The sequence below is a fragment of the Arenicella xantha genome, assembly GCF_003315245.1.
GTDB lineage: Bacteria > Pseudomonadota > Gammaproteobacteria > Arenicellales > Arenicellaceae > Arenicella > Arenicella xantha.
Map to the genome: position 1 here is coordinate 11,934 of NZ_QNRT01000004.1, position 25,488 is coordinate 37,421.

At 48.2% G+C, this 25,488-nt stretch carries 21 protein-coding genes; 13 read left to right on the forward strand and 8 right to left on the reverse strand.

What is annotated here, in order from left to right:
• Positions 1–4: 4 nt before the first annotated feature.
• The 4 genes from DFR28_RS13750 to DFR28_RS13765 all read left to right on the forward strand — a co-directional run bounded on the left by DFR28_RS13750 (position 5) and on the right by DFR28_RS13765 (position 6,422).
• Positions 5–1,909, forward strand: coding sequence for an N-acyl-D-amino-acid deacylase family protein (locus tag DFR28_RS13750; protein ID WP_113954956.1), 1,905 nt, complete (start codon positions 5–7; stop codon positions 1,907–1,909).
• 123 nt (positions 1,910–2,032) lie between these two features.
• The gene (locus DFR28_RS13755; protein ID WP_113954957.1) at positions 2,033–4,249 is read left to right on the forward strand and encodes a TonB-dependent receptor family protein; all 2,217 of its coding nucleotides are present in this window, start codon (positions 2,033–2,035) and stop codon (positions 4,247–4,249) included.
• A 105-nt stretch (positions 4,250–4,354) separates the two neighbouring features.
• Positions 4,355–6,208, forward strand: coding sequence for an asparagine synthase-related protein (locus DFR28_RS13760; protein ID WP_113954958.1), 1,854 nt, complete (start codon positions 4,355–4,357; stop codon positions 6,206–6,208).
• Between the two features lie 4 nt (positions 6,209–6,212).
• A complete protein-coding gene (locus DFR28_RS13765; protein ID WP_170132106.1) occupies positions 6,213–6,422 on the forward strand; it encodes a lasso RiPP family leader peptide-containing protein in 210 nt (69 codons plus the stop codon).
• Positions 6,423–6,639: 217 nt separating this feature from the next.
• On the opposite strand, the gene DFR28_RS13770 is transcribed toward DFR28_RS13765, so the two are convergent.
• Positions 6,640–7,905: a 6-phosphofructokinase gene (locus tag DFR28_RS13770; RefSeq protein WP_113954960.1), complete on the reverse strand. Its 1,266-nt coding sequence runs from the start codon at positions 7,903–7,905 to the stop codon at positions 6,640–6,642.
• A gap of 157 nt (positions 7,906–8,062) precedes the next feature.
• On the opposite strand from DFR28_RS13770, the gene DFR28_RS13775 reads away from it, so the two are divergent.
• On the forward strand, positions 8,063–8,383 hold the full coding sequence (locus tag DFR28_RS13775) for a 2Fe-2S iron-sulfur cluster-binding protein (protein ID WP_113954961.1): 321 nt from the start codon (positions 8,063–8,065) through the stop codon (positions 8,381–8,383).
• Positions 8,384–8,431: 48 nt separating this feature from the next.
• A complete protein-coding gene (locus tag DFR28_RS13780) occupies positions 8,432–9,454 on the forward strand; it encodes a metal-dependent hydrolase (RefSeq protein WP_113954962.1) in 1,023 nt (340 codons plus the stop codon).
• Positions 9,455–9,535: 81 nt separating this feature from the next.
• Here DFR28_RS13780 and DFR28_RS13785 read toward each other — a convergent pair whose 3' ends face one another.
• Entirely contained in the window at positions 9,536–11,356 is a 1,821-nt protein-coding gene (locus tag DFR28_RS13785; RefSeq protein ID WP_113954963.1) for an SLC13 family permease, read from the reverse strand.
• Positions 11,357–11,564: 208 nt separating this feature from the next.
• On the opposite strand from DFR28_RS13785, the gene DFR28_RS13790 reads away from it, so the two are divergent.
• Positions 11,565–13,418, forward strand: coding sequence for an SLC13 family permease (locus DFR28_RS13790; protein WP_113954964.1), 1,854 nt, complete (start codon positions 11,565–11,567; stop codon positions 13,416–13,418).
• Between the two features lie 176 nt (positions 13,419–13,594).
• A complete protein-coding gene (locus tag DFR28_RS13795) occupies positions 13,595–14,065 on the forward strand; it encodes a hypothetical protein (RefSeq protein WP_113954965.1) in 471 nt (156 codons plus the stop codon).
• A 148-nt stretch (positions 14,066–14,213) separates the two neighbouring features.
• Here the strand turns inward: DFR28_RS13795 and DFR28_RS13800 are convergent, their stop codons facing one another.
• Positions 14,214–15,356, reverse strand: a complete 1,143-nt coding sequence (locus DFR28_RS13800) for a flavodoxin/ferredoxin-dependent (E)-4-hydroxy-3-methylbut-2-enyl-diphosphate synthase (protein WP_113954966.1) — start codon at positions 15,354–15,356, stop codon at positions 14,214–14,216.
• 44 nt (positions 15,357–15,400) lie between these two features.
• A complete protein-coding gene (locus DFR28_RS13805; protein WP_147251022.1) occupies positions 15,401–16,255 on the reverse strand; it encodes a cytochrome C assembly family protein in 855 nt (284 codons plus the stop codon).
• A gap of 64 nt (positions 16,256–16,319) precedes the next feature.
• On the opposite strand from DFR28_RS13805, the gene ffh reads away from it, so the two are divergent.
• Positions 16,320–17,711, forward strand: a complete 1,392-nt coding sequence (gene ffh, locus DFR28_RS13810) for a signal recognition particle protein (RefSeq protein WP_113954968.1) — start codon at positions 16,320–16,322, stop codon at positions 17,709–17,711.
• Between the two features lie 294 nt (positions 17,712–18,005).
• Here the strand turns inward: ffh and DFR28_RS13815 are convergent, their stop codons facing one another.
• Both DFR28_RS13815 and DFR28_RS13820 read right to left on the reverse strand, forming a co-directional pair.
• Positions 18,006–18,443, reverse strand: coding sequence for a hypothetical protein (locus tag DFR28_RS13815; RefSeq protein WP_113954969.1), 438 nt, complete (start codon positions 18,441–18,443; stop codon positions 18,006–18,008).
• Positions 18,444–18,510: 67 nt separating this feature from the next.
• Complete coding sequence (locus DFR28_RS13820) at positions 18,511–20,100, reverse strand: SulP family inorganic anion transporter (protein WP_113954970.1); 1,590 nt, start codon at positions 20,098–20,100, stop codon at positions 18,511–18,513.
• Between the two features lie 355 nt (positions 20,101–20,455).
• Between DFR28_RS13820 and rpsP the strand changes: the two genes are divergently transcribed.
• Genes rpsP through rplS form a run of 4 tightly spaced genes read left to right on the forward strand, consistent with a single transcriptional unit; the run spans position 20,456 to position 22,634 of the window.
• Positions 20,456–20,890 (forward strand): 30S ribosomal protein S16, encoded by a 435-nt coding sequence (gene rpsP / locus DFR28_RS20085; protein WP_113954971.1) that lies wholly within the window; start codon positions 20,456–20,458, stop codon positions 20,888–20,890.
• A gap of 59 nt (positions 20,891–20,949) precedes the next feature.
• Positions 20,950–21,468: a ribosome maturation factor RimM gene (rimM, locus tag DFR28_RS13830; protein WP_113954972.1), complete on the forward strand. Its 519-nt coding sequence runs from the start codon at positions 20,950–20,952 to the stop codon at positions 21,466–21,468.
• Positions 21,469–21,501: 33 nt separating this feature from the next.
• Positions 21,502–22,257, forward strand: a complete 756-nt coding sequence (gene trmD / locus DFR28_RS13835) for a tRNA (guanosine(37)-N1)-methyltransferase TrmD (RefSeq protein ID WP_113954973.1) — start codon at positions 21,502–21,504, stop codon at positions 22,255–22,257.
• A 29-nt stretch (positions 22,258–22,286) separates the two neighbouring features.
• The gene (gene rplS, locus DFR28_RS13840; protein WP_113954974.1) at positions 22,287–22,634 is read left to right on the forward strand and encodes a 50S ribosomal protein L19; all 348 of its coding nucleotides are present in this window, start codon (positions 22,287–22,289) and stop codon (positions 22,632–22,634) included.
• 159 nt (positions 22,635–22,793) lie between these two features.
• On the opposite strand, the gene DFR28_RS13845 is transcribed toward rplS, so the two are convergent.
• Positions 22,794–24,524 carry an amidohydrolase gene (locus DFR28_RS13845; RefSeq protein ID WP_113954975.1) on the reverse strand — a complete coding sequence of 577 codons (1,731 nt, stop codon included), beginning with the start codon at positions 24,522–24,524 and terminating at the stop codon, positions 22,794–22,796.
• Between the two features lie 96 nt (positions 24,525–24,620).
• Positions 24,621–25,451 (reverse strand): 1-acyl-sn-glycerol-3-phosphate acyltransferase, encoded by an 831-nt coding sequence (locus DFR28_RS13850; RefSeq protein ID WP_170132108.1) that lies wholly within the window; start codon positions 25,449–25,451, stop codon positions 24,621–24,623.
• Positions 25,452–25,488: the final 37 nt, after the last annotated feature.

The following is a 25,488-nucleotide window of genomic DNA, read 5'->3' on the forward strand; positions in this document are numbered from 1 at the left end:
TCTTATGAAATTCGACACGCTTATTCAAAATGCTCGCGTATTCAATAACGGTGAGCCACCGGTTACCGAAGACATCGCTATTCTCGATGGAAAGATTGTAAAGCGGGGGCATAAATTGCCATCGGCTGAGGCGGGCCGTGTTATCGATGCAACCGGGTTGTGGGCCATGCCTGGCTTGTTCGATATTCATACGCATTATGATTTGGAGTTAGAAGTTGCGCCCGGATTGCCCGAATCAACTCGGCATGGAACCACCACGGTGGTGATTTCTAATTGCAGCTTAGGACTCGCATATGGCAATCAGCGAGAAGGTGCTATCGACCCAATTGTAGATTGTTATGCTAGGGTCGAAAATATGCCAAAGTCAGTTCTGCGTGCTTGTGCTGACAAGATCGATTGGTCTACGCCAGAAGGGTACTTAGAGCATCTTGATGCGCTTAATCTTGGGCCGAATGTGGTGACCATGATTCCGCATTCAATGTTGAGAATTGAAGCGATGGGATTTGAAGCCAGCGTAACGCGCGACCCAACGTCGGACGAAGTTGAACAAATGCGTACTAGTTTGCGTGCTGGACTGCGGGCCGGCTACGTAGGCTTTTCGACCGACGCGCTCCCGTTTCACTATTTAGCGAATCAGCCGAACTGCCATAAAACTATACCGACTCAGTTTGCTAAATACGATGAAATTAAGCAGCTGACACAAGTTGTTCGCGAAGAGGACGGTATTTGGCAAGCTACACCACCAAAGGATCGCCCGCTCGAGGTATTCAAAACTTTCTTGCTGTCGTCTGGCCGCTTGCACGGAAAACCACTGCGAACTACGGTAGTTGCCGCCCTTGATGTGGCGGCTAATCGCAATCTAATTAAGCTAACTCGGATTCTGAACGGAATAATTAACTCAAAATTCTTTCGTGGCGATTTTTACATGCAGGCGTTAGGTGCGCGATTTAAAATATGGTCGGACGGAGCTGTGACGCCAATTGCCGAGGAAATTCCTGAACTAAGAGCGTTAAACGAAACTGATCTGGAAGACCGTGCAGCTCGTCAAAAAATATTGACTGATCCCGATTACATAAAGCTTTTTCGGGCCATGTGGATGAAAGGAAAAACCGGCTTTGGATTGGCTCGAATAAAGCGTTTGCTACGAGTTGAAGACTACGCGTTTGATCGAGATATGGCAGGCATGACTGTTGACCTGTGTCCTTTGAAGGAATGGGAGGGCAAGACTTTTCAGGCTCTGTTTGAGCGCGTACTCAATGCTAATCGTGGCACGGCGACTGACGTCACTGAAGCTGAGCAATTAATCATCTCTAGGGATTTCTTCTGGGTGAGTGACGAAGCCGATTTTATGCTGCAAATTCTGCGTACCTTTGACACTGAGTTGTCGTGGTATACCGTCACGGCTAATCGCGATATACGCACGGTTCGAAAGCTCTTGATGGACCCAGCATTGCTTCCGGGCTTTAATGACAGCGGTGCTCATTTAACGAATATGGCGTTTTATGATGTTAACCTGCGCAGCCTCAAACTGGCCGCAGAAGGTGGTGAAGCGGATGCAAACTATATGGTAAAACGTCTAACCAAAGATGCGGCGGATGTATTTGGCGTGGCCCGCGGGACTATTTATCAGGGCGATATTGCCGATTTGATTTTGGTGGATCCTAAGCAGTTAGCTATGTATGACGGCGAGGCCCATGTGCAACGAATTTACCGTGATGAGTTTCAGCATCCACAACTGGTGAATCGATCTGATCAAGTTGTACCATTAGTGCTAATTAACGGTCAGGTTGCTTGGCAGAACGATGCATTTTCCAGTGAACTTGGGCGACGCAAAATGGGGTCTTTGCTAAAGCCGACTCATCTGCAGGAGTCACAGGCTCAGGTTGCTGCAGCCGCAGTCGCAGCATAATCCAAGCCTGTATGGTGTAAATCTAAATATAAATGCGAATTATTCCTATTTGCGGTTGAGTGTGGAAATGTGTAACGGTATATTGCGGCCTATTCAAATAACCCACACTTTACCTTTACTTACATGCAAAAGAGGAATGTTGTGCTGGCGCTGGCGGCGATGTTGTGCCCAGTGCTGGCAAGTGCTGACGGTGCGTCCGAGGCGTTGGAAGAAGTTGTAACAATCGGTTCTAAAGCTGATATTGATACAATCACTGGTGCGGCTCACCTTATTGATGAGGCCACACTAGACAAGTTCGAGTACAGCGATATTCAGCGTATCTCGCGTGAGGTTCCTGGCGTCTCAATCCAGATCGAAGATGGTTATGGCCTGCGACCCAATATCAGCATTCGCGGTGTGGCAACTGAACGCAGTGGCCGTATCACATTGCTTGAAGACAATGTGTTAATCGCACCAGCACCGTATTCGGCACCTTCGGCCTATTATTTTCCGACCGCTGGACGCATGCAATCGTTCGAAGTAGTTAAAGGGCCTGCGGCGATCACGCAGGGCCCATACACTATCGGTGGTGCGTTAAACATGGTTTCAACAGCCATCCCTGCAGAGCGCAAAGGCAAGTTGATGATGGAAGTCGGGCAGGACAGCACCGCCCGTGTACATGCCGTCTATGGCGACCGTACTGACTCAGGCTTTGCGTACCTACTTGAGGCACACCAGTGGCAGTCTGACGGGTTTCAGCAAGTTGACCGCTCATCTACTGATACCGGCTTGGATGTCACCGATTACATGGTAAAGCTTGCGTACGCTCCGGAAGGCAGTGCTCACTCGGTGGAGCTTAAATTGCAAAAAGCCGACCAAGATTCAAATCAGAGTTATTTAGGTTTGACTGACGCTGATTTCCGACGCGATGCTGATCGTCGCTACGGCCTCTCAGAATTAGATACAATCTCGACGGCTCACGAACAGGCGATATTACGATATCGTTTTGAATTTTCCGAGTCACTCAGCTTCTCGGCTACCGCGTATAACAACACTCATGAGCGTGATTGGTTCAAGACCGAGGGCATGGATCTAGATGGCAGCGATGATGCGCAAGCGTTTGCACAAACTAGCTGGTCAAATATCATTCAGGCTATCAATCTGAACGATGAAGTTGATGGGTTTTCGAGTGACCAGCTGCAAGCCATACTCGACGGTAGTCTAGATACCGCAGCAGGTAGTATTCAACTACGCAGTAATGCGCGTGAATATTATTCACGCGGTCTACAGTTAAACATGGATTGGGCGATCTTGACCGGTGAGGTTAAGCATACGCTCGAAGCTGGAATTCGTTACCACGAAGATGAAGAAGATCGTCTACAACGTAATAGCACTTACCAACAATTGGCCGGTAAATTGGTTTTAAATGACGTTGGTGAGCTTGGTAATGCTGGCAATCGAGTGCAGCAGGCTGAAGCCGTTGCGTTATACGCTTATGATCGCATCGAGTTTGGTGATTGGGTGTTTACCCCGGGTTTCCGTTATGAATCGATTGACCAAAACCGGACGCGTTTTACCGGCGGTGTTGATCGAGTGGTGCGCGATGGCCGCGAGAATCATACTTCGGTTCTGTTGCCTGGGTTTGGCGCCATATATCGCCTAAACGACAGCTTGTCGCTAGTGGCTGGTGTGCACAAAGGCTTTACTGCGCCGAGTAATTCACCAGGCGTTCGTGAAGAGGAGGCAATTAATACTGAGTTTGGCTTGCGTTATGTGAATGACAACACTCGACTCGAATTGATGGCCTTTATCAGTGATTATCAGAACTTGCTCGGCGAGTGCACAGCGTCATCCGGAACTGGTTGTGAAGTTGGTGATGCCTTTAACGGTGATGCTGCAAAAGTGCGCGGTATCGAAGCGCTTTTTAGCAACCGTGTGGCGCTGGCCAATGACCTTAATCTGACCACATTAATCTCCTATACCTATATCGATGGTGAGTTTGATACGAATATCGCTGACACGGCTTTTTTTGGTGATGTAAGCGCAGGTGACCCTATTCCTTATATTCCGGAGAACCAGCTGCAGCTATCCCTTGGCATCGAAGGTGGTAAATGGCAAGTTAACGCAAACCTTAGTTATGTCGATGAGGTCTGTACTAGAGCTTCATGTGGAGACTTTGAACAGACCGAAAGCTCCTCCACTTTGGATTTGGCAGCCCAGTACTATTGGCAAGACAACATTAAACTATTTAGTCGTCTAGAAAATCTGACAGACGAGCGCGATATTATGGGGCGTCAACCATATGGTGCTAGGCCTAACAAAAGCCGAACTGCATCGATTGGGGTCGAATTAACGTTCTAAGCGGCTGACAGTTTTAGGCCGCTGCGTCTATATAAAAAGGGCCGGTTTCATATCGGCCCTTTTTTGTGCTTATCAGATTTTAAGCGCTGCTGTTACACTCACTACATGAGTGCATTTTTTGTAGCGATCAACCGTTCCGGTATTCCATTTAGTGAGCCTTGCGCTGCCCGCATGATGCAGCAAATTAAGGTGTTCGGTCACGATGCCGAACGTCTGGTTGTGTGTGACCATTATGCGCTTGGTTATCAAGCGCGGTGGTCGGTTCCCGAGGAGGTAGACGAAGTACAGCCACTCTACGACGCACAATCGCAGCAATGGTTCGTATTCGACGGTCGTGTCGATAATCGCGCCGCGTTAATTGCAGCCTTGAACGATCCGCAGTTAACTCAGCGTAGCGATGGTCAGCTGCTATTTCGGTTCTGCCAACAGTTTGGTGAGTCTCGGCTAAACGACGTGATCGGGTCATTTGTCTTTGTGTTGTTCGATGTGCGGCGTAATCAGGTCATTGCAGCGCGCGACCCAATGGGCGGGCGTTATCTTTGTCATGCGCTGACCGACGAGCATCTGTTATTTGCCACCTATGAAATGGCTATCGTGGCCCACGGCAGCGTAAATTATCATTTAAACCAAGAAAAAGTCGCGCGAACTGTCGTTAGTGAACTCGAGAGTGTGCCGAGCAGTACGATTGATGGCGTGATCCCGCTTAAGCCCGGTGAATGCGTTACGACGACGACTCAAAATATAAGGTTTCAGCGCTTTTACAAAGCCCCTAAATCGTCTGTCGGAAAACCGCTAAGTGACGCAGAGTATGCGCGTGAATTTCGGCGGCTGTTAATACAAGCAGTGCAGCGGCGAATGCGGAGCGTCGGTAAGGTTGGAAGCCTGCTCAGTGGTGGATTGGATTCTATTCCTGTCACCATTGCGGCGCAAGGGTTGGTGAGTGAGCCGATCTATGCCTTTTCCTGGACCTTTGATGATTATCCTGATGTCGATGAACGGTGCTATTCAGAACCTATCTGTCGTCAATTTGGTATTCAACAAGTTCCGATTACCTGCGACCATACTTGGCCCCAACTCGACGCTTCGACCCTCACAAACCCAGTCTTTCCATTTGGTATACCGTATTCGGAATGGCAACAGGCGGCCTTTCAAGAGGCAAAAGCCGTTGGGGTGAAAACAATTCTCACTGGAATTCACGGTGATCTGCTCTATGGTCACTTTCATACCCTGCTATTTGAGTTGGCGGCAGCAGGGCGACTTTCGGATGCATGGAGTGAGCTGCGGCGAATATGGCGGGCGGTACCTAATAAGTGGAGTGTTGTTAAATATTACTTGTTGTTACCGTTGCCCGGCATGGAGCGATTTGTGGCGTGGCGCGCACGGAGAAAAAACCATCAAAACCCAATTCTACAATCGTCGGTAGCTGCTTCAATTAAACATCGACGACACTGGCTCGCGGCGGAGAGTCGAGAAGCGCGGCGCTCTCAGCAGTGGCAGGTCGTATTTGATGGTTTTGCAGGCGAAGATGCGGCTTTAGGTCGCTATCTGGAGGCTAAGTATGGGATCGACCGCAGATACCCGTTCCGTGACCGTGACCTGTGTGAATTTATGATGTCGGTGCCGGCGGATCAGCTTTACTACAAAGGTATTAAACGACCGATAGTGAAGCGCGCGTTCGCACCAGAGCTTAGTGCGGAACTTCTGGCCCGTAACAATAAGACAAGCTTCGATAGTGTTATTCGTGACGGAATTTTGTCGGACACAGAGAACCATAAATGGTTCGCCCGCCCAGCGCCCGAGTGGTCTAAATATGTAAAACAGTGTAACTTTAATGAGCTGGACCACGACAATGTTGACGTACTTACCTTAAAGTGGCGATGCGGATACTATGAATACTGGAAATCCGTATGCTACAATCCGATTTTCTGCGAGTTGGTGCAGAGTGACAAAAATGCGTAAGTTTATGAATAATAAAAGAGAAAAAATGTCTGTTGCCTCGGTTGAGAAAACTGATGTTGCTTCGACAAATTCGGCTCGGAAGCCATACCAAAAGCCCGTTTTGACGTGCTATGGAGATGTGCGTGATGTCACACTTGGGCCAACATTCGGTGGTGGCGAGAGTGGATGCGAAGGCATATTCAAAGTTGGCCCCGGTGGTTGCCCTGGACCTTAATTGGACAAAGGCTCATCAGACAAAGGCTAATCAACGGTAATGAGCGGCGAATTTGGTAGCAAGATCTAATGGGCAAAACCCACAGAGCGTTTCGCCCCTAAGCTCTAAGCCAATCAAGCGGCTTAGAGCAGTCGGTAGCTAAAACCTGGGTCACGCCTAACCTCTACGCGATACTCTATCGCGATTGCGTGGCTGCACACTGCATCTTACTAGCTGGTTATTCCGTTAACGTAAATGCTGGCAACTTTTTAGCTACTTTGTATTTCTTCAGTACCACATACTCCGGCAGACCATTGCGATAACTTGGATAGTCCTCACCTTGGATTAGCGGCGCTAAGTAGCGACGACAAGCTTCAGTTATAAAAAAGCCATCTTCTGAGATATAATCGGTCGGCATTTTTTCTTCGACATTAGCTACCTCGGCAAGCGGGGCTTTACCCAATTTCCACTCATAGGGTTCATCGCTGGTGCGCACAATTGTTGGCATGACCGCATTGTGACCTGAAACCGCCAGTTCAACTGCTTCGTGACCTAATGCATAGGCATGTTCGACATCTGTTTTAGAGCCTATATGGCGTGCTGCTCGTTGCAAATAATCGCATACCGCCCAGTGACATTTAAAACCTAAGGATGCCTTTATTAAGCCGGTTACCACGGGGGCAACGCCGCCTAGTTGAGCATGCCCAAAGGCATCGCGCACGCCGGAATCGGCTAGAAAACGACCGTCAGGATACGCCGCTCCCTCTGAGACCACGATGCTGCATTGGCCTTTGTTTTTGACTGTCTCGGCGACTTTAGCGAGGAACGCAGCTTCATCGAAAGGCACTTCCGGAAACAATATAATATCGGGGCCTAAGCCGCGCTCGTCAGCGGCTAAGCCGGCTGCAGCGGCGATCCATCCTGCATGGCGCCCCATTACTTCCATCACAAATACTTTGGTGGAAGTTGAACTCATTGACGCTACATCCATCGACGCCTCTAAAATAGAAATAGCAACGTATTTCGCGACAGATCCAAACCCAGGTGAGCAGTCGGTGAATGGCAGGTCATTGTCGATGGTTTTAGGCACGCCGACGCAAGTAATTGGGTAGCCCATGGAGTCGGATAGTTGCGACACTTTGTGTGCTGTGTCTTGTGAGTCGCCTCCACCATTGTAGAAAAAATAGCGAATATCATGCGCTTTAAAAACGTCAATTAAGCGCTCGTACTCGGCACGCTGTTCTTCAATCGATTTGAGTTTGTAGCGGCATGAACCAAACGCACCAGACGGCGTCATTTTGAGAGCTTCGATGTCAGCTTCAGATTCCATGCTGGTGTCGATAAGTTCTTCGAATAGAGCGCCTAATATGCCATCCTCGCCAGCGTAAACCTTGTTGATCTTATCTGGGTGCTGACTGGCGGCTTGAATTACCCCAGCAGCTGATGCGTTGATGACAGGGGTGACGCCACCAGATTGGGCGTAAAAGGCGTTGTAAGCAGTCATGGTCTTCTCAAAGTAAAGGAAAGTGATGGGTTTGATCAATCTTTCGGTTGCCCCGTAAGGAGCTTGAATGCGAGTATATCGCATGTGCTGAAGAAGGACATTTGCTTTGACGGCATAGCGTTATAATTCCTTAGAATGAGAATATGAGAGAGTAGACATGAGTAAAATTTTGGTGACTGACTTACACGGCGAAACCCGTCAGGTGGAAATCAAATCGGGCTGGAGCTTAATGGAAGTTCTACGTGACGAAGGATATGACGACATTCTTGCAATGTGTGGTGGTTCATGTTCTTGCGCTACCTGCCATGTGCATGTACAGAATGGTGGAGAATTCGATTTGCCGCCGATTGAGGAAGACGAAGAAATGTTGATTATCGACTCCGATGCGTATCATCCTGAGCGCTCACGTTTATCTTGCCAAATAGAGTTGGATGATGAGCTCGACGGCTTGGAAGTAACGTTGGTTTCTCTTGATTGAGCAATCGGTGATCAAGTTGAACTCAGTGACTAAAGACGATGATTTAATATGGATCCGTTAACTCAAGGCATTGTCGGGGTTTCGGCATCTCAATTGGTTACTCGGCGAGCTGAGGCTGGGTTGGCTGCGGCGCTAGGTTTTTTGTCTGGCATGGCGGCGGATCTTGATGTGTTGATTAGCTCGACAACCGATCCGTTGTTGTTTCTTGAGTATCATCGTCACTTTACCCATGCGCTGGTTTTTATTCCGGTCGGCGCTTTGATTTGTGCTATCGGCTTGAGATTTTTGTTGTCTCGATTTGTGCGGCGTGCTCAATTGAGTTGGGCTCGAACCTATTTATATTGTTTTGCTGGGTATGCAACGCATGCTGTATTGGATGCCTGTACAACTTACGGTACACAATTATTCTGGCCTTTTAGTGATGCACGAGTTGCGTGGAATACGGTGTCGGTGATTGATCCACTTTTCACCGTACCATTGCTGATTTTTATGTGCGTGGCGGTGCTGCGCCGATCTAGAGTTGCGGCGGTCATCGGTGCCACATATGCAGTCGCGTATCTTGGGGCTGGCTTACTGCAAGAACAGCGAGCAACATTGGTCGCTGCAAGTTTAGCTGAACAGCGCGGACATCAGCCGACGCAGCTGGGGGTTAAACCAAGCTTCGCCAATTTGTTGGTTTGGAAAAGCGTTTATCTTCACGACGGTCAGTATTATATCGATGCCGTACGCGTGGGATTTAACGTCAAGGTTTACCCTGGTGTCGCGACCGCTAAGGTCGTGCTGGATCAACACTTTCCGTGGTTGCTGAAGGATAGCCAGCAAGCTAGAGATGTCGAGCGTTTCGCTTGGTTTTCAAATGATCATTTGGGCATTGACCCAGCTAATTCAGCGCGGATTATTGATGTGCGCTACTCATTGATTCCGAACCAAGTGACGGGAATGTGGGGCATTGTATTAGATCCAAGCGCCGCGAATAATCAGCACGTAACGTGGACTACAAATCGGCCAAAGGGTGATGAAGCGCGCGTAAAAGGTAGAGAGCTGTGGCAAATGATAAGAGGGCAAGACTAATTGCAGGCTCAATCAGTAGAGGTTGCAATTAGGCGCTACTTTCTTATTGAGCCTGATTTTTAATTAGTCTCCGACGCCGAGCTAAAAGCCATACATTATCGGTACGATAAAGCTAAACGCTAACCACACTATCAACGTCAACGGGACGCCGGCTTTAACAAAGTCCATAAACGTATAACCACCAGCGTTCATTACCAGTAGGTTGGTTTGGTACGCCATGGGGGTTGCGTAGCTCATGTTTGCGCCAAACAACACTGCCAGCACGAATGCTTCGGGTGGTAGGCCTAATTGGGTCGCGATACTGATTGCAATCGGGGTTCCAATTACCGCTGCGGCGTTATTAGACACGATGTTGGTCAGCACCGCCATCAGTAGCATTAAGCCGGAGAAAATAACCCGGTCTGACATACCCGCCGTGAGACTAACAAATTCATGTGCAACATAGACAGTGGCACCAGTTTGAGTGAGCGCGGTGCCGAGTGCCAAACTTGCGGCCACAATAAGAATCACCTGAGCGCTCAGTGCTCGCTGAATGTCTTGCCACTTTAAGCAATTGGTTAATACCATTGCCAATGCCCCAGCTACCGCGCTGATTGCAATTGGCACAATGCCCAAACCGGCCATTAAAATGGTTAAACCCATAATGCCGATCGCGGTATTGGCGTATTTAGTTGAAGGCAGTGCTGTGGTTGCGTCGAGCACTAGAAAATGGCCGCGCCGCTTTACTTCCTCAATGCTTTCGTTTGAGCCTTGAACCAATAATATATCGCCCAAACGTAACGGTGTGCGAGCGATGCCTTGCGGCATATTCTCGAGCACTTTACCTTTGCGGTGAATCGCTAGCGTTACTAATTGGTAGACGTCTGAAAAGTGAACTTCGTTCAAGCTTCGGTGAATCATCGGTGAGCCGCGGTCGATTACCAATTCGGCCAAATGTTGCTCTTCTTCGGATAAAGGATTGTCGTCACTAACCTCATGTCCTTTGGAATAGAGCGTCGCGCCTAGCACGCGTTCATATTCTTTTAATTGTGCCGGAGTGTCGCGCACTAGCAGGCGATCACCAGCTCGGATTTTGGCGTCTGGCAGCGGTACGGTGAAAGTGTTTTCCGAACGTCGAATACCAGATACTTGGATCGCGCCCTCGGTTTTTTCAATAATATCCGTTAGGGTTTTTCCATCGGCAAAAGACCCTGATTTGACATGTAGGTGAGCGGTAAAAATGCGCGGACCGCTATCTTCCAAGTTAGGGGTTCGGTTGGGTAATAACTTTGGTGCGATCAACCACAAGTAGAGAATCCCAATTGAGCCCGCCATTGCCGCGGGCAAGAAAAAGTCAAACATGCCGATTTCTTCTAAGCCCATGTCCGCTGCGACGCTAACCACTAGTAAATTGGTGGAGGTGCCGATAGTCGTTGTCATGCCGCCGAGTAGCGTCGCTAGCCCCATTGGCATCAAGATACCTGAAGGGGAGTTCTTGGTGCGAACGGCCACATTCAGCATGATTGGTAACAGCAGTACGACAATAGGTGTGTTGTTAACAAAGGCGCTGAGAATAGCTGAGACCACTAACGTTATGAGTACCGATAACATCGGACTAAAGCTCCATAACTTGGCTAGGCCGCGTCCGATCGGGTCAAGAGCGCCGGTGCGCACTAATGCATAGCCTGCCACCATTAAGCCGCAGACGGCAATCAATGCTTCGTGCGCGAAACCAGCGAAGAAAACAATCGGGCTTAGGGTTTGTCCAGCGCTATTGTGATACGGAAAAACCTGAAAGCTAATCGCTAACAGCACTATCACCATTAAACTTGACGTCTCAAGAGGTATTCGTTCGCGAGTAAATAGAACTAAGGCAAAAACGGTTAGCCCGAGAGCCCAGATCGCATGAGGGTCAAGATGCATAAGATGAGTCTTACTATTTTTGTGGAACCGTCATTATAAGAGCAAGCATACGGTATGTTTCAAGCGCTATATTTTCTTTCTCGGCTTGCAAATTTGCTAAATGTTTGAATGGCAGGTCAGACTTTTTACGGATAGTTACACTTGCAAAAGCGAGCCTATGTTAGTATTTGAAACGTAATCAACCACAAATTAAATTTAAATAAATAGCATGTTAGAAGTCGCGCTAACGCCAGAAATAATTGCCGTTCTTGGGATTCTTGGGTTTGCCGTGACGATGTTTGTGTTTGAGGTTGTTCGCGTTGATGTGGTGGCATTGATGGTGTTGGTCTTGCTGGGGCTCTCGTCGCAAATTGAGGCGTTTAATGGTGGCCTAGTGCCGACCTATCAGCTGTTTGAAGGATTTTCCAGTAATGCTGTGATGTCTATTATCGCGGTTATGATTATTGGCGCTGGACTCGATAAGACTGGCGTAATGGGCGTGATGGCGGCGCAAATTCTAAAGCGCGCGGGCAAAACTGAATCACGTATCACTTTCGTGTTGTCGGTCTGCGTTGCGTATATTTCGAGCTTTATGCAGAACATCGGTGCGGCCGCTTTATTTCTACCGGTCGCTAGTCGTATTTCACGGCGTACAGCGATCCCTCTATCCCGTCTGTTGATGCCAATGGGCTTTTGCGCGATCTTGGGCGGCACCATGACGATGGTTGGGTCCAGTCCGCTGATTCTACTCAACGACCTAATTGAAAGCGCTAATCTGCATTTTCCCGACAATGCCATTCCAATGGAGCAGTTTGGGCTGTTTTCAGTCACGCCCGTTGGTCTCGCTCTAGTAACCACCGGTATCGCTTACTTTCTGTTATTCGGCAAAAAAATTCTGCCTACGGCTGAGAAGCAAGCTTTGACAACGGAAAATCTGCAACATTACCGTGATGTTTATGGCATTGATGGCCGTATCTTTGAAGTCACCGTGACGCCCGACAGCGACTTAGCTGGGTTACGGCTCGGTGAAGTGCAAGCGCATGGCCGGTCCGGCTGGATTCTGGGCATTAAGAACAGTGAGTCGATTCAAATTATTCCAGCTCAAGACGCGTTGATATCGAAAGGTTCGGTGCTGGCGATTATGGGCGCGCGTGAGGAAATAGCGAATTACGCCGACGTTCATCATCTCGAGATTAGTCCGTTTTTAAATGAGTTCGCTGACGCACTCAATCCCACCACCGCGGGTATTGCCGAAATCGTAATACCGCCAGATTCAGACCTAATAAATAAGACCATCTCTGAATATGACATTCGGAAGCGATTTGGGATGCGAGTATTAGCGGTGTTTAGAATTGATACGGTGATCGACGATCAGCTTTCTGCGCTGAAGCTACAAGCTGGTGACACCATGGTGGTGCATAGTCGTTGGCAAGACATGATTTCAGTCGCCAAAGATAAACGCTTTGCGGTGGTGACGGATTTTCCTAAGGAAGAGTTTCGCACTAATAAGTTACGTAATGCCTCGGTGGCGTTTGTGATTGCGCTTGGTTTAGTGTTGTTCAGCAATTTACCATTAGCATTGTCATTAATGGTCGGTGCTGTTGGCATGGTGTTGGGACGAGTGCTCGACATGGAAGAAGCCTATGAAGCGGTTTCTTGGCAAACCGTATTTCTGCTGGCATGTTTGATTCCATTAGGAATGGCAATGCAGCAATCTGGCGCGGCGGCGTATTTAGCGTCGCTCGCGTTGGCAGTCATGGATGGCTTACCTATTTGGGTGATACAGTTGTTCTTGGCGGTTATCGCGACGGTCTTCACCTTGGTGATGTCTAATGTGGGAGCGACGGTATTGCTGGTGCCATTGGCGATTCAGATGGCCCTTGGCGTAGGCGCTAACCCGGCGATCTTTGCACTCACTGTGGCGCTGGCGACGTCGAACTCTTTTCTGATACCAACGCATCAAGTTAATGCGCTGATTATGGGCCCAGCTGGCTATAAAGTTAAAGATTTTATGCGAGCAGGTATTGGTATGACAGTGCTGTTTTTAACAGTGATGCTGATAATGCTGAACCTGTTTTATTAACACCCTGAATAACAACGTTTTTTTGCCTTAAAAAGCACGCTAAATTTTGTTAGGCTTGCTTCTTCTGTCATTTCTTAAAGCCCAACTCGGCGCCGTTTTTGGGCTTACACTAAAGCCGGTTGCGCTTAGGCCTAACTTTAAACTCTAAGAGACCTAATTCCGTTTCAAAACTACCTATGAAAAAATTATTAATTACCTTCTTGTCGTGTCTTTTATTGTCTGCCTGCGATGATGGCGATAGCGATTCTGGCGGAATGCCTGATCCAACCAATCCAGAGACTCCTGGTAGCAGTTTTCCGGCTGAATTTGTTGGGGTTTATGCGGGGTCATTGAATGTCACGGCCGAAGCGCTCGGAATTACTGAACGTGATTCGTTCGATATAACCATAACCGTGAATTCAGATGCTACGATACGCTTTGATGGCGACAGCCCAGAAGAAACCTCAACGGCCAATGTCGGTAACGATGGCGCGTTTACTGGTAACCTAGACATCAATGTGGATGAGTGTACTGGTTCGGTTGTTTACACCGGCACAGTTGACGGTACCACGGCGACGGGCACTATTTCGGGTGATGGCAATTGTACTAGCGGTGGACTTAATTTTGACGTCACGTTAAATGGAGATTTTAACGCGACTAAAGGTTAGGCGCTCTCTAGGACTTACGACTTAAACAAAAAAGGGGTGCTTAATGTGCCCCTTTTTTGTTTTAAGTATTGGCTATTGAAGTGAGGTTGCCGGTTCGAATCTCGATTTATGAGCCTATGCTTAATGCTAGTGCTTTGGTTTCGTGATGTTATTTAGGCAATTGGTTCTCAATTAATGCATCCAATTCCAATTTTAATTTACCGAGAATCTTGTCATAGCCAAATGCGCCAAGTTTTTCGCCCCGTCGCTTAAGGTTGACTTGTCGAGGTCCGCACCATAAGCCTAAGTCGGCATCGTCGGTTTCACCGGGGCCATTGACGCGGCAACCCATTACCGCGATGGTGATTTTGTGTTCTTCGGCATAGGCCGTCATTTCTTTGACGTCTTGCGCCAACTCAATAAAGGCTTCGTTTTCAACGCGCGAGCAACTAGGGCAGCTAATAATATTTAGCTTGTTTGGGTCGAACGCGACAACGCTACGAACTCTACCAGCGTAGATATCGTCGATGATCTCGTGGCCAGCATCTACTTCATCGGCTTTGATGTTATTGGGCAGGGTTAACGACACGCGTACCGTATCGCCGATTCCGCGGCTGATAAGTTGCTCAAATGCGATGCGGGTTTTAATTATCCCCATCGGTGGCATGCCGGCCTCAGTAACACCTAGATGCAGAGGGATATCAGGACGTGACTCAGCGAATCGAATGTTCGCGCTAATTACCTTTTGAGGGTCTGAATCTTTTAGTGATACGCAGTAGCGAGTAAAGCCAATTGAATCAAGAAAGTCGCAATGTTCCAGTGCGCTATGTAGCATTGGCGAGACCGAATCACGCGGATCATATTTCGATAATTTTTCTGGATCAACGGAGCCACAGTTTACCCCGACCCGCATAGCGCAATCATTGTTATCAGCAACCTCGGCTAGATACTGAACTTTCTCCTGCCAGGTTTTGCTTTTTTCGTGGTGAAATAGGTGCCCAGGGTTGTAGCGTATTTTGTCTACGTGCGGTGCAACTAGTTCAGCCATTCGGTAGTTCTCTTGTAGATCTACCGACAATGTGGCGTTAGTGGCTTTACGTACTTCAGCTAATGCCGCAGCATCGGCTTTATTGTCCACGGCAATCCGAACAACTCCGGCCTTGCGTTCATGCAATGCGTTGGTTTGCGCGATGGTGGCGTCAATGTCTTGAGTGCGAGTTGCGCACATGCTTTGCACCAAAATTGGGTGGTTATTCCCAATAAAACGCGTGCCAATGGCAACTTCACGGGTCGGATTTCGAGTGATTTTCACAGCTAATTAATTGCTTGGTCGAGTTCGTATGAATGCGCGCTAGTTTACTGTACTGCCAACAGTTCCGACACAATTTTGGTGCCAAAATAACCAATTTGTATTAATAGAAAGCCGCCCATGGTCCACGTCACGGCCTGAGCGCCGCGTAAGCCGAAGCGTAGTCGCTTGTAGAGCAAAATGGCGAATACGATCCAGCCAAGGTATGCGAACACGGTATGGTGCTTGAACGCAAATGCGTAGCCAAAGATCTGCTGACTAAAAAATACGCCGCTGGCAAGTGTCAGTGTTAGCAGTGCAAAACCCATTGCGACGAGTCTGAACCATAATATTTCCATGGTTTGCAACGGCGGTAAGGCCATTAGCATTGCGGGGTTTGCGCGATGCTTAATCTGTCGCTCTTGATATGCATACAGTAACGCCTGCACCGAGGCGATGGCCAGTAGTGCGTATGCGGAGATTGATATCAATATATGCAGTGTAAACGCTTTGCCGCGTGATGCTATCGCGCTAGGGGCTTCATCCCACAATAAGGCAAATACCAAGCATAGGATGGTCAACGGGAAAACTAAGACCCCGAGTCGACGTATTGGTAGTGCGAGACCGCCGAGAATAAAAATGGAGACGACGAATGCGCTCACTACTAAGGTCATTGAATGCAAACTTACATTTAACGAGCCGCTTTGATAGCCGACTTGAAACGCCGCAGCTGCATGTAATGCGCAAGCGACCAATGCCAGAGCGAACGCGGCGCGTATTCTGCCGGTTGAGGAATCTTGTGCTGGAAGTGGGCGTGTCGTACGAATATGCGACGCAATCAGTAACGTGGCTACTGAATAGAAGGCAATGGCGACATAGATTAGCCAAGAAGAATACATTTGCGCGTGGTTTAAGTAGTTCAATGGGTGCGATTTGCAGTTAGTCCGAGTAGAATATCACACCTGTTTCCGTAGCCAATGATTAACTATGTTTGAGCAATTAGGTGACCGCCTTCAAGGCACCTTTAAAAAAATTCGTGGCCAAGCGCGCCTGACTGAAGACAATATCGCTGATGCTATGCGCGAAGTTAGAATCGCATTGCTTGAGGCTGATGTGTCCTTGCCGGTGGTCAAAACGTTTATCGGTAAGGTGAAGCAACGCGCTGTCGGCGTCGATGTTTCAAAGAGCCTGAATCCTGGTCAAATGGTGATCAAGATTGTTCAGGATGAACTGGTTGACCTAATGGGCGCGGCCAATGATGCATTGAATCTTGCACAAACTCCGCCCGCCGTAATTTTGGTGGCAGGCCTGCAAGGAGCAGGTAAAACCACCACTGTTGGAAAGTTAGCGAATCTTCTTAAGCAGCGCGAAGGCAAGCGAGTGATGGTGGTGAGCGCCGACATTTATCGTCCCGCGGCGATTGAACAATTAAAGACCTTGGCTGATTCGATTGATGTGGCCTATCATCCGAGTTCGGTTGATCAGAACCCAGTCGACATTGTTAATGGCGCAAAAACGGCGGCTAAAAATGCCGTTATGGATGTGCTAATCATTGACACCGCTGGTCGTTTGCACGTTGATGCTGAGTTGATGACGGAGATTCAACGCGTGCATGCTGCGGCCAATCCGATTGAGACACTGTTCGTGGTCGACAGTATGACTGGGCAAGACGCGGTAGTTTCCGCGAAGGCGTTTAATGATGCCTTGCCGTTAACCGGTGTGATTTTGACCAAGACTGATGGTGATGCGCGAGGTGGTGCTGCGCTGTCAATTCGAGAAGTAACCGGTAAGCCGATTAAGTTCCTTGGTATAGGTGAAAAGATCGACGGGATTGAAGCTTTTCATCCGGACAGGATTGCATCGCGCATTCTTGGTATGGGTGATGTGATGACCCTTATCGAAGAAGCTGAGCAAAAGGTTGATAAAGATAAGGCGGAAAAATTAGTTAATAAGCTCAAAAAAGGTAAGGGCTTTGATTTAGAAGATTACCGCGATCAAGTTTCGCAGATGAACAATATGGGCGGCATTGAAAGCCTTATGGGCAAGCTGCCTGGCATGGGAAATCTTAATCTTCCAACTGGCGCAATGGGCGGCATGATGGGGGATATGAATAAAAGTGTGGCGATCATCAATTCAATGACACCTAAAGAGCGGCAATTCCCGGCCTTGATTAAGGGTGGGCGAAAGAAACGGATCGCGCTTGGGTCGGGTACCCAAATTCAAGACGTGAATAAAACGCTTAAGCAGTTTACGCAAATGCAGAAGATGATGAAAAAAATGGGTAGCAAAGGAAAGATGATGAAAATGATGCGTGGTATGGGCAACATGCCGGGCATGGGCGGTAAGTTTCCACCGGGTGGTGGCGGAATGCCATTTTAGAAGTCGGGATAGGTTTATGCATGCTCGAACACTGTGTGTTTCAGTTATTGCATAGGTTTGGAAGCCAAGCTTGCTAATAAACTAAGCGATAAAGGATATCCGTTAAAACTAGTCGAAAAAAGCCGGTTTGGCATTTGTTCCAAACCGGCTTTTATACCCAGCAAGTTAACCTCTATGTTGATTTGCATCGTCCTGATGCCTTGCTGTTGAAGTAATAATAGGTAAGTGCTAACCGGTCTGCCTCACCCTGTGGGGTGATTTTGACAATAATTTTTCCAGAGCTGAAATTTGTTGTTAGGCTTTATTTGGCCGCTTACTCAAAGCAAGGATCAGTACGCAGCTAAGCCAAACGCCGCAAGCCATATAAAACAAAACTCCGCCATCGGTGTCACCAGCTTGGTTAATAACTCGATCTACGCCCAATGGCGTGCCCAGGTGGAAAAAGATTGCGCCTGAAATCACGCCAAGCCCAGTAAGCGCTCCGAGTCTTCGGGTTTTAGGGTGTAATAACAACGCGCTGGCAATTAACTCAACAGTGCCGACTATATACGCGCCGTATTTTTCAAAAGTCGGTGCTATCGCGCCTAAGCCAATCGAACTCATCCAATTGGCGATCGTCGAAAAGATGATTTCAGTTTCCGGCGAGCCACTAAACTTGAAGAACAGTGATTGAACAAAAACGAAGACCACGAACGCAATTAGTAGGTAAATAAAGCCTTGTTTAGCTGTCATATATAAATGCCTCAAGTTTGCTTATAAATGTTTAATGGTAAAGCAATCTGTCGCTTAGCGTTGCTGCTTAATTCACCATTGGTTCATCGCCCCAGTCGGCATCTTCAATTGCAACGAAGTAATTTGGGTCTTCAACCACATTAACTTCAACCATGTCACCAGCCTTTTTAAGTAGTTTTTTACATTCGCGGCTGAGGTGAATTAGGTGGAGGCTGCGGCCGTTCTTTTTATAGCGCATGGCAAGCGCATCAATTGCTTCGATCCCAGAATGGTCCACCACGCGTGAATCGGCAAAGTCGATGATGACATCGTTATTGTCATCGCGAGGCGTGAACTGCTCAGAAAATTTTGCAGTTGAGCCAAAGAATAATGGTCCATGTACTGTGTAGTAATGCGAACCATAGCGATTCTCGCGTTTTTCTACGCGTACCTCTTTAGCGTGATTCCATGCGAATACGAGGGCTGAAATAATCACGCCGACGACCACTGCCACCGCTAAGTCAGTAAACACGGTTACTGCCGATACTGTGATGAGCACGAATGCGTCTTGTTTTGGGACGCGTCGGATAATTCGAAAACTACTCCACTCAAACGTGCCGATCACAACAATAAACATAACGCCGACTAATGCTGCAATCGGTATTTGTTCGATCAGGCTCGAGGCAAAGAGAATGAATGCGAGTAAAGACAAGGCGGCAGTAATGCCAGAGAGTCGTCCGCGACCGCCAGAATTAACGTTAATCATGCTTTGTCCAATCATTGCGCAACCGCCCATGCCGCCGAAAAAGCCGGTGACAGTATTGGCTAAGCCTTGGCCTATACACTCTCGGTTGCCGTTGCCGCGGGTTTCGGTAATCTCATCGATTAAGCGTAGCGTTAATAAAGACTCAATCAGGCCAATTGCCGCTAACACCACTGCATAAGGAAAGATTACCCTGAGTGTTTCGAATGACATCGGCACTGCTGGGATATGCAATGTAGGGAAGCCGCCGGCGATGGAGGCAATGTCACCAACGACTCTTGTATCTATATTAAGACCTACTACGGCCAGCGAGACAACCAGAATAGCGACCAGTGACGAAGGAATAGATGTGGTCAACTTTGGGAGAAAGTGGATGATAGCCATGGTCAAGAATACTAAGCCGAACATCATGGTAAGTTGGTTGGTTGGCAACCAAGCGACGTCTAGAATGCTACCTTCCAAGAATGTGCCTGCGGCCCAGCCGATTTCGCCTGGTTGTCCGAACTGTCCAAGTTGTGCTAACAGGATTACGATCGCCAAACCGTTTACAAAACCCAACATAACCGGGTGTGGAACTAAGCGAATAAAGCGTGCAATACGCAGTACGCCGGCGGCAAGCTGAATTATGCCGGTGAGCACAACGGCGGCGAATAAGTATTCAACGCCATGGCTAGCTACTAATGCGACCATTACCACGGCCATGGCGCCTGTTGCACCTGAAATCATGCCAGGCCTGCCGCCGAATATCGACGTAATTAGACCTACCATAAAGGCTGCATACAGGCCAACCAATGGTTCGACTCCAGCAATGATCGCGAATGCAACGGCTTCGGGCACCAGTGCCAACGCAACGGTTAATCCGGATAAAATATCATTTTTCAAGCTGCTGCGCAGAGCAGAGGAGTTTTCAAACATAGGAGTTCCGACGTAATCTGAGGTAATAAGCAGTAAACAGCGCTTAGTGGCCGCGAATTCTATGAGGCTGTTGCTATCAACACAAGGTCATGTCAGTCAAATTGTGAAATTTCTTATTCCTATTAATCGCTTACGTGATAGGGTTCGGCTCATCTAAGCGGAACAGGGCTAATCTGTTAGATATTTGGCGATTTTACTGTAAAAGCCTTTTCTTTCGATGCAGTAAGGGCTAAAATCGCGCGCCTTGTGAGGGTTAACACTTATGTTGAATCCTGCACAATTAGAACGTTTAACATTTGCTGGCTGATATAAATCAAGTCGGCGAGCATTTTAAGACAACAGAGCATTTATTATTATGGTAACAATTCGTTTAGCACGTGGCGGCGCCAAAAAACGTCCTTTCTACGGCATTATGGTTGCAGATTCACGTCGTTCACCACGCGGCCGTTTTATCGAGCGTGTTGGTTTTTTCAACCCTCGCGCCGTTGGTGGCGAAGAGCGGTTACGCATCGACACTGATCGTGTTGAGCATTGGATTAGCAAAGGTGCACAGCCTTCAGACCGTGTTGCCAACTTATTAAAGCAATTTGCTAAAGGTCCTGAAGCAATCGAAGCTGAGAAAGCTAAATTGACTGCCGCAGCTGACGCCAAAAAAGCGGCTGCAGAGAAAGCTGAAGCCGAAGGCGTGAAAGCTAAAGAAGCGGCCGCAGCTGAAGCAAAAAAAGCAGCTGACGCAGAGGCTGCTGAAGAAGCGGCACCTGCTGCTGAAGAAGAAGCAGCAGCTGAGTAATAGTTAATTAAAGACACTGACTTTGTGTCATTAACGCTGATTGATCTGGTGCTAAAACGATGTATGTCGAGCTCGGAAAAATAGTTGGCGTCTGGGGTGTTAAGGGTTGGATTAAGCTTCACTCTTACACTCGACAGCGCGCTGATATAGGTCAGTATGAGACGTGGTACTTGCAGGCGCCACGCTCTAAAGACGAACCAAGCCCTATCTCAGTATTAAATTGCCGAGAGCAGGGGCAAGGTATGGTGGCTCAGTTTGACGGTGTTAATGATCGTGACCAAGCGCAGGCCTTCAATGGTCAGCGCATACTGGTTAAGCAGAGCGATTTACCACCGCTGCCGGATGGTGAGTATTATTGGCAACAACTTATCGGTTTAACCGTAAGCAATGCCGACAATACCATTGGCACGATAAAGTCGATTCTTGAAACCGGTGCCAATGACGTATTGGTTTGCAAGAGTATCAATGACGGTGAACCCGAAATACTCATTCCTTATACTGATGAGGTTGTGTTGGAGGTTGATCTTGGGCAAGGCACAATGACGGTTGACTGGGATCCAAGTTACTTACTTGACTAAGTCGTTCGAGTAACGCAACGAGGGCCTGGAATAGTGGATTGTCATGTTATATCGATTTTTCCAGACATGTTTAGAGCGATTTCTGAGCATGGTGTGATAGGTCGAGCAATTGGTCAAAGCATATTGTCGCTGACTATCCATAATCCACGAGATTATGCTGATGATAAGCACAATACGGTCGACGCAAGACCATTTGGTGGTGGACCGGGTATGGTGATGAAGCCAGAACCCATGAGCAAAGTGATCAATGCAGCGAAAGCTGCAGCAGGACCAGAGGCTAAGGTTATTTACTTGAGCCCACAGGGTAAGCAATTTGATCACGCTGCGGCACAAGATTTTGCATCACGCCAGTCTTTAGTGTTACTGGCGGGGCGCTATGAAGGAATTGATGAACGAGTGCTAGATTCGTTGGTTGATGAAGAATGGTCGATTGGTGACTATGTGCTTTCAGGTGGGGAGCTTCCCGCTATGGTGATGATTGACGCAGTAGCGCGTTTGTTGCCGGAGAGTTTAGGTAATAGTGCTTCGGCACAGCAAGATTCTTTTGTAAAAGGCTTGTTAGATTGCCCGCATTACACCAAGCCACGCGAGTTTGGTGGCAAAGTCGTTCCAGATGTGTTGCTAAGTGGTGACCATCAAGCCATTGAGCGATGGCGTGAGCAACAGGCGTTAGGCCGTACATGGCAGCGACGACCTGAATTGCTTGAAGAATTAGAGCTAACAGATGAACAGGTTCGTTTGTTGGATGAATATAAGCGTAATTTAGACGGTACTTCCTTTGAGCAATAACGCGTCAAACAGTATCGCCGGAGATTGAAATGACTAACATAATTGACGAAATCAACAACGAACAGATGAGCACCAACATCCCTGACTTCGGTCCAGGCGATACAGTTGTGGTTCAAGTGAAAATTAAGGAAGGCACTCGCGAGCGTTTGCAAGCCTATGAAGGTGTGGTTATCGCTAAGCGTAATCGTGGCCTGCATTCTGCATTTACGGTACGTAAAATTTCCTACGGTGAAGGTGTTGAGCGAGTATTTCAAACACATAGCCCAATGATTGATTCTGTGACTGTTAAGCGTCGCGGTGCGGTTCGTCGTGCCAAGCTATATTACTTGCGCGAGTTGACTGGTCGTGCAGCACGCATCAAAGAAAAGTTGAACTAAGCTCTCTTTGACGTGATTAAAAGCCCGTATGCGGAAACGCTACGGGCTTTTTTAATGGCTTAGGTGAATGGCTGGAAGTGACTAGGTATTTCTCTTTTATACTTGGATGGTGTTTAGAGCGAAGCCTGTCACCTGCCTGCGGCTAGGTAATATGCGTGCTTAATTAGCGCTGTCGACAGGTCGTTTTTCGCCACGTAGTACCACGCCCCAAATGCCAATATCTTTCCATTTTGCGGCGGCGACTGACAGAGGGTTGTCCGCCACTATTGTGAAGTCAGCTTGCTTGCCAAGCGAAATTGAGCCCAACTCTTTTTCCAGCCCCAGCGCCCATGCGGCATCAATGGTGATCGCTTGCAACGCCTGGTACGGCGTAAGGGCCTCACTGTCAGTTGATACATTGTTATGTCTTGTTTCGCGCGTTATATGTACCGCAGCGGCCTGCAATGGTGATGGTGGCGCCAATGGCGCGTCAGAGTGGAGCGATGATGGAACCGACGCTCGCTTTAGTGACGCAAGCGGGGTGATTTGTGCCACGCGATCGCCCAATGCCTCTCGGTAGTCATCGCCCATGTAATACACGTAATGGCTAGCGGCAGATACTCCGCCGTTAAGACGTGAAATTGACTTGATGTGTGACGGGTTGAGAAGCCCGGCATGTTCGATGACAAAGCGTTGCTTAGGCATTGGCGAGCGTTGCTGTAATTCGGAAAAGGCCTGTAAGGTAGCGGACTGGGCAGCATCACCGTTCGAATGAATACGGATTTGAATTCCTGCCTTCCAATAGGGATTCATAGCCTCGGCTAAACCCGGCTGGGGAGTGACCCACAGTCCTTGAGTCCCAGCTGATTGACCACTTAGGTACCCCGGTTCATCGAGTCGCATCGTCTGTGAGTAGAATGCGGCGTCGGTAAAAAATTTCACTTGTGGCAAGACTTGCGGCGTACCGCTTGACTCAGTATTACTGGCAAGGTCAGTGATAGTGGCGACGGTATCTTCTTGGTAGGCGTCATAAAACGCTCGATGCTCGGGCACTAGGTACAAGCGATAAGGGTCACTTTCCGTGTATTCAAGAAAGTAGTAGATGTCTTCAAGTCGTCGGCCAAATAAGCCATACCCTAACTCGGCCACCGTTGTGACACCGGAACGCGCTAGCATCTTCTCGAATCCAGTGAACCCGCGACCAATGTTGTTTGGCGTCAATATATGCATGGCGAGTTTATTGAACAGGTATTTTGGCGCATCCTCGTATAAGCGTCCGGTTAATTCTCCGTTGTCGTCTAGGTCAATGCCAACAAATTGTTCGCTCAGAGATTTGTCAACATCGGCCCATTTAAGGGCTGCGCTATTTAAATAGAAGTCGTGTCCTGAGTAATGCCATATAAGGATCGGTCTAGTGCTGGAAACAGTGTCTAGGTCTTGCTTGGTTAAGTCACCGTGCACTAAATTATGATAACCATAGGTTATTAGCGGGTCGCCTTCTGCTAGTTCCGCATCTAATTCGCGTAATCGTGCAAGTAGGCTCGCCTTGTTGGGTAGGCCGGCAACCAAGCCATCTGGCGTTGGCATATCCCATGGTGGAGTGAAGGGGCGTGAGTAAATCATCGCGCCTAGAATCATATGCACGTGCGGGTCTATTAAGCCGGGCAGGATTACTTGGTTTTCAAATGTGTTATCCACGGTTGCGCTGGGGTAATCAAGCTGCAGTTGAGCCAGACTGCCCAGTGCAGCGATTTTTTGGTCCTTAACGTAAACTGCCTGTGCCGAAGGGTTTGACGTATCCATTGTGACTATCTCTCGAGCCAGATAGATCGTCTCCGCTGGCTCAGTGGAGCAACTATTTAAGCTAAGCACGCCTATTAAAATTGTAAGAGCTCTGAATAACTTAGGCATGATGAATTCTCGAGTTTGCCACGGAGTGACTAGTTATCTTAAGCCACACGCACTAAATAGACATTGTGAAATGGGCCATCGAGGGTTTAAATAAAATTAGTCAAAGCTAGCAGTCATGTCAGCCTTGCTGGCAAACAGCTTGTCTTTCTCCGACCAGCGCTGGTTTAACCAAATCTCGACATCATCAATTTCTCGTAGTTGAAAATGGCTGAGTGTGATGGTGATAATGCGCGGGTCACCATGCAAGCAATTCCATATATTGACATTCTGCTGATGGTAGTCAATTGTTATATCGATCAAAGGGGTGTCTGGTGCAACGTGTTGCTTAATGATTTTTAGCCCCCCCGACTTAGGTAGTAGAAGATGTTGATATGTAACCTGCTGGGCATCTTTCTTGGCCTTTGTGTACCGTGTTCCTTCCGGAAAGACCAACAGCGCACCTTGAGATTGAGAATGCTTTTGCGTGGCTTTTTGGATAATTGAGAAATCATTCTCGCGACTGCTGCTGTCCTTATTGCGTCGCACGCGAGGGAAGTTTAATGCTAAACAAATCCAGCCAACGATTGGTAGCCACACTAATTCACGTTTAACCAGAAACTTAACAATTGGTCCGTGGCCGGTAATGACTTCTTGCACGAGCGGAATATCAAACCATGATTGGTGGTTACAGATAACAATCGGTGCTGGGTGAGCGTTAAACTCTCCGTTAATCACTAGCCTGATACCGACCACGCGTTGCATCCAAAAACTGTCCATCCATACTGCATAGCGATAGATTCGATCTACCAAGTAATCGCAGCCGCGAACCACTGGTTGCGCCGGGCAGAGCGCTCGAATAATTGAAACCGGAATCAACACGACTACACCAAGCAGCAGGCTGCTAATGACCCAGATAGCCGAGGCGGTGCTGATTAGATGTTTAAGCATGTATGTCGGTTTTAGGGGCTTGTTTCTCTTGCTTATA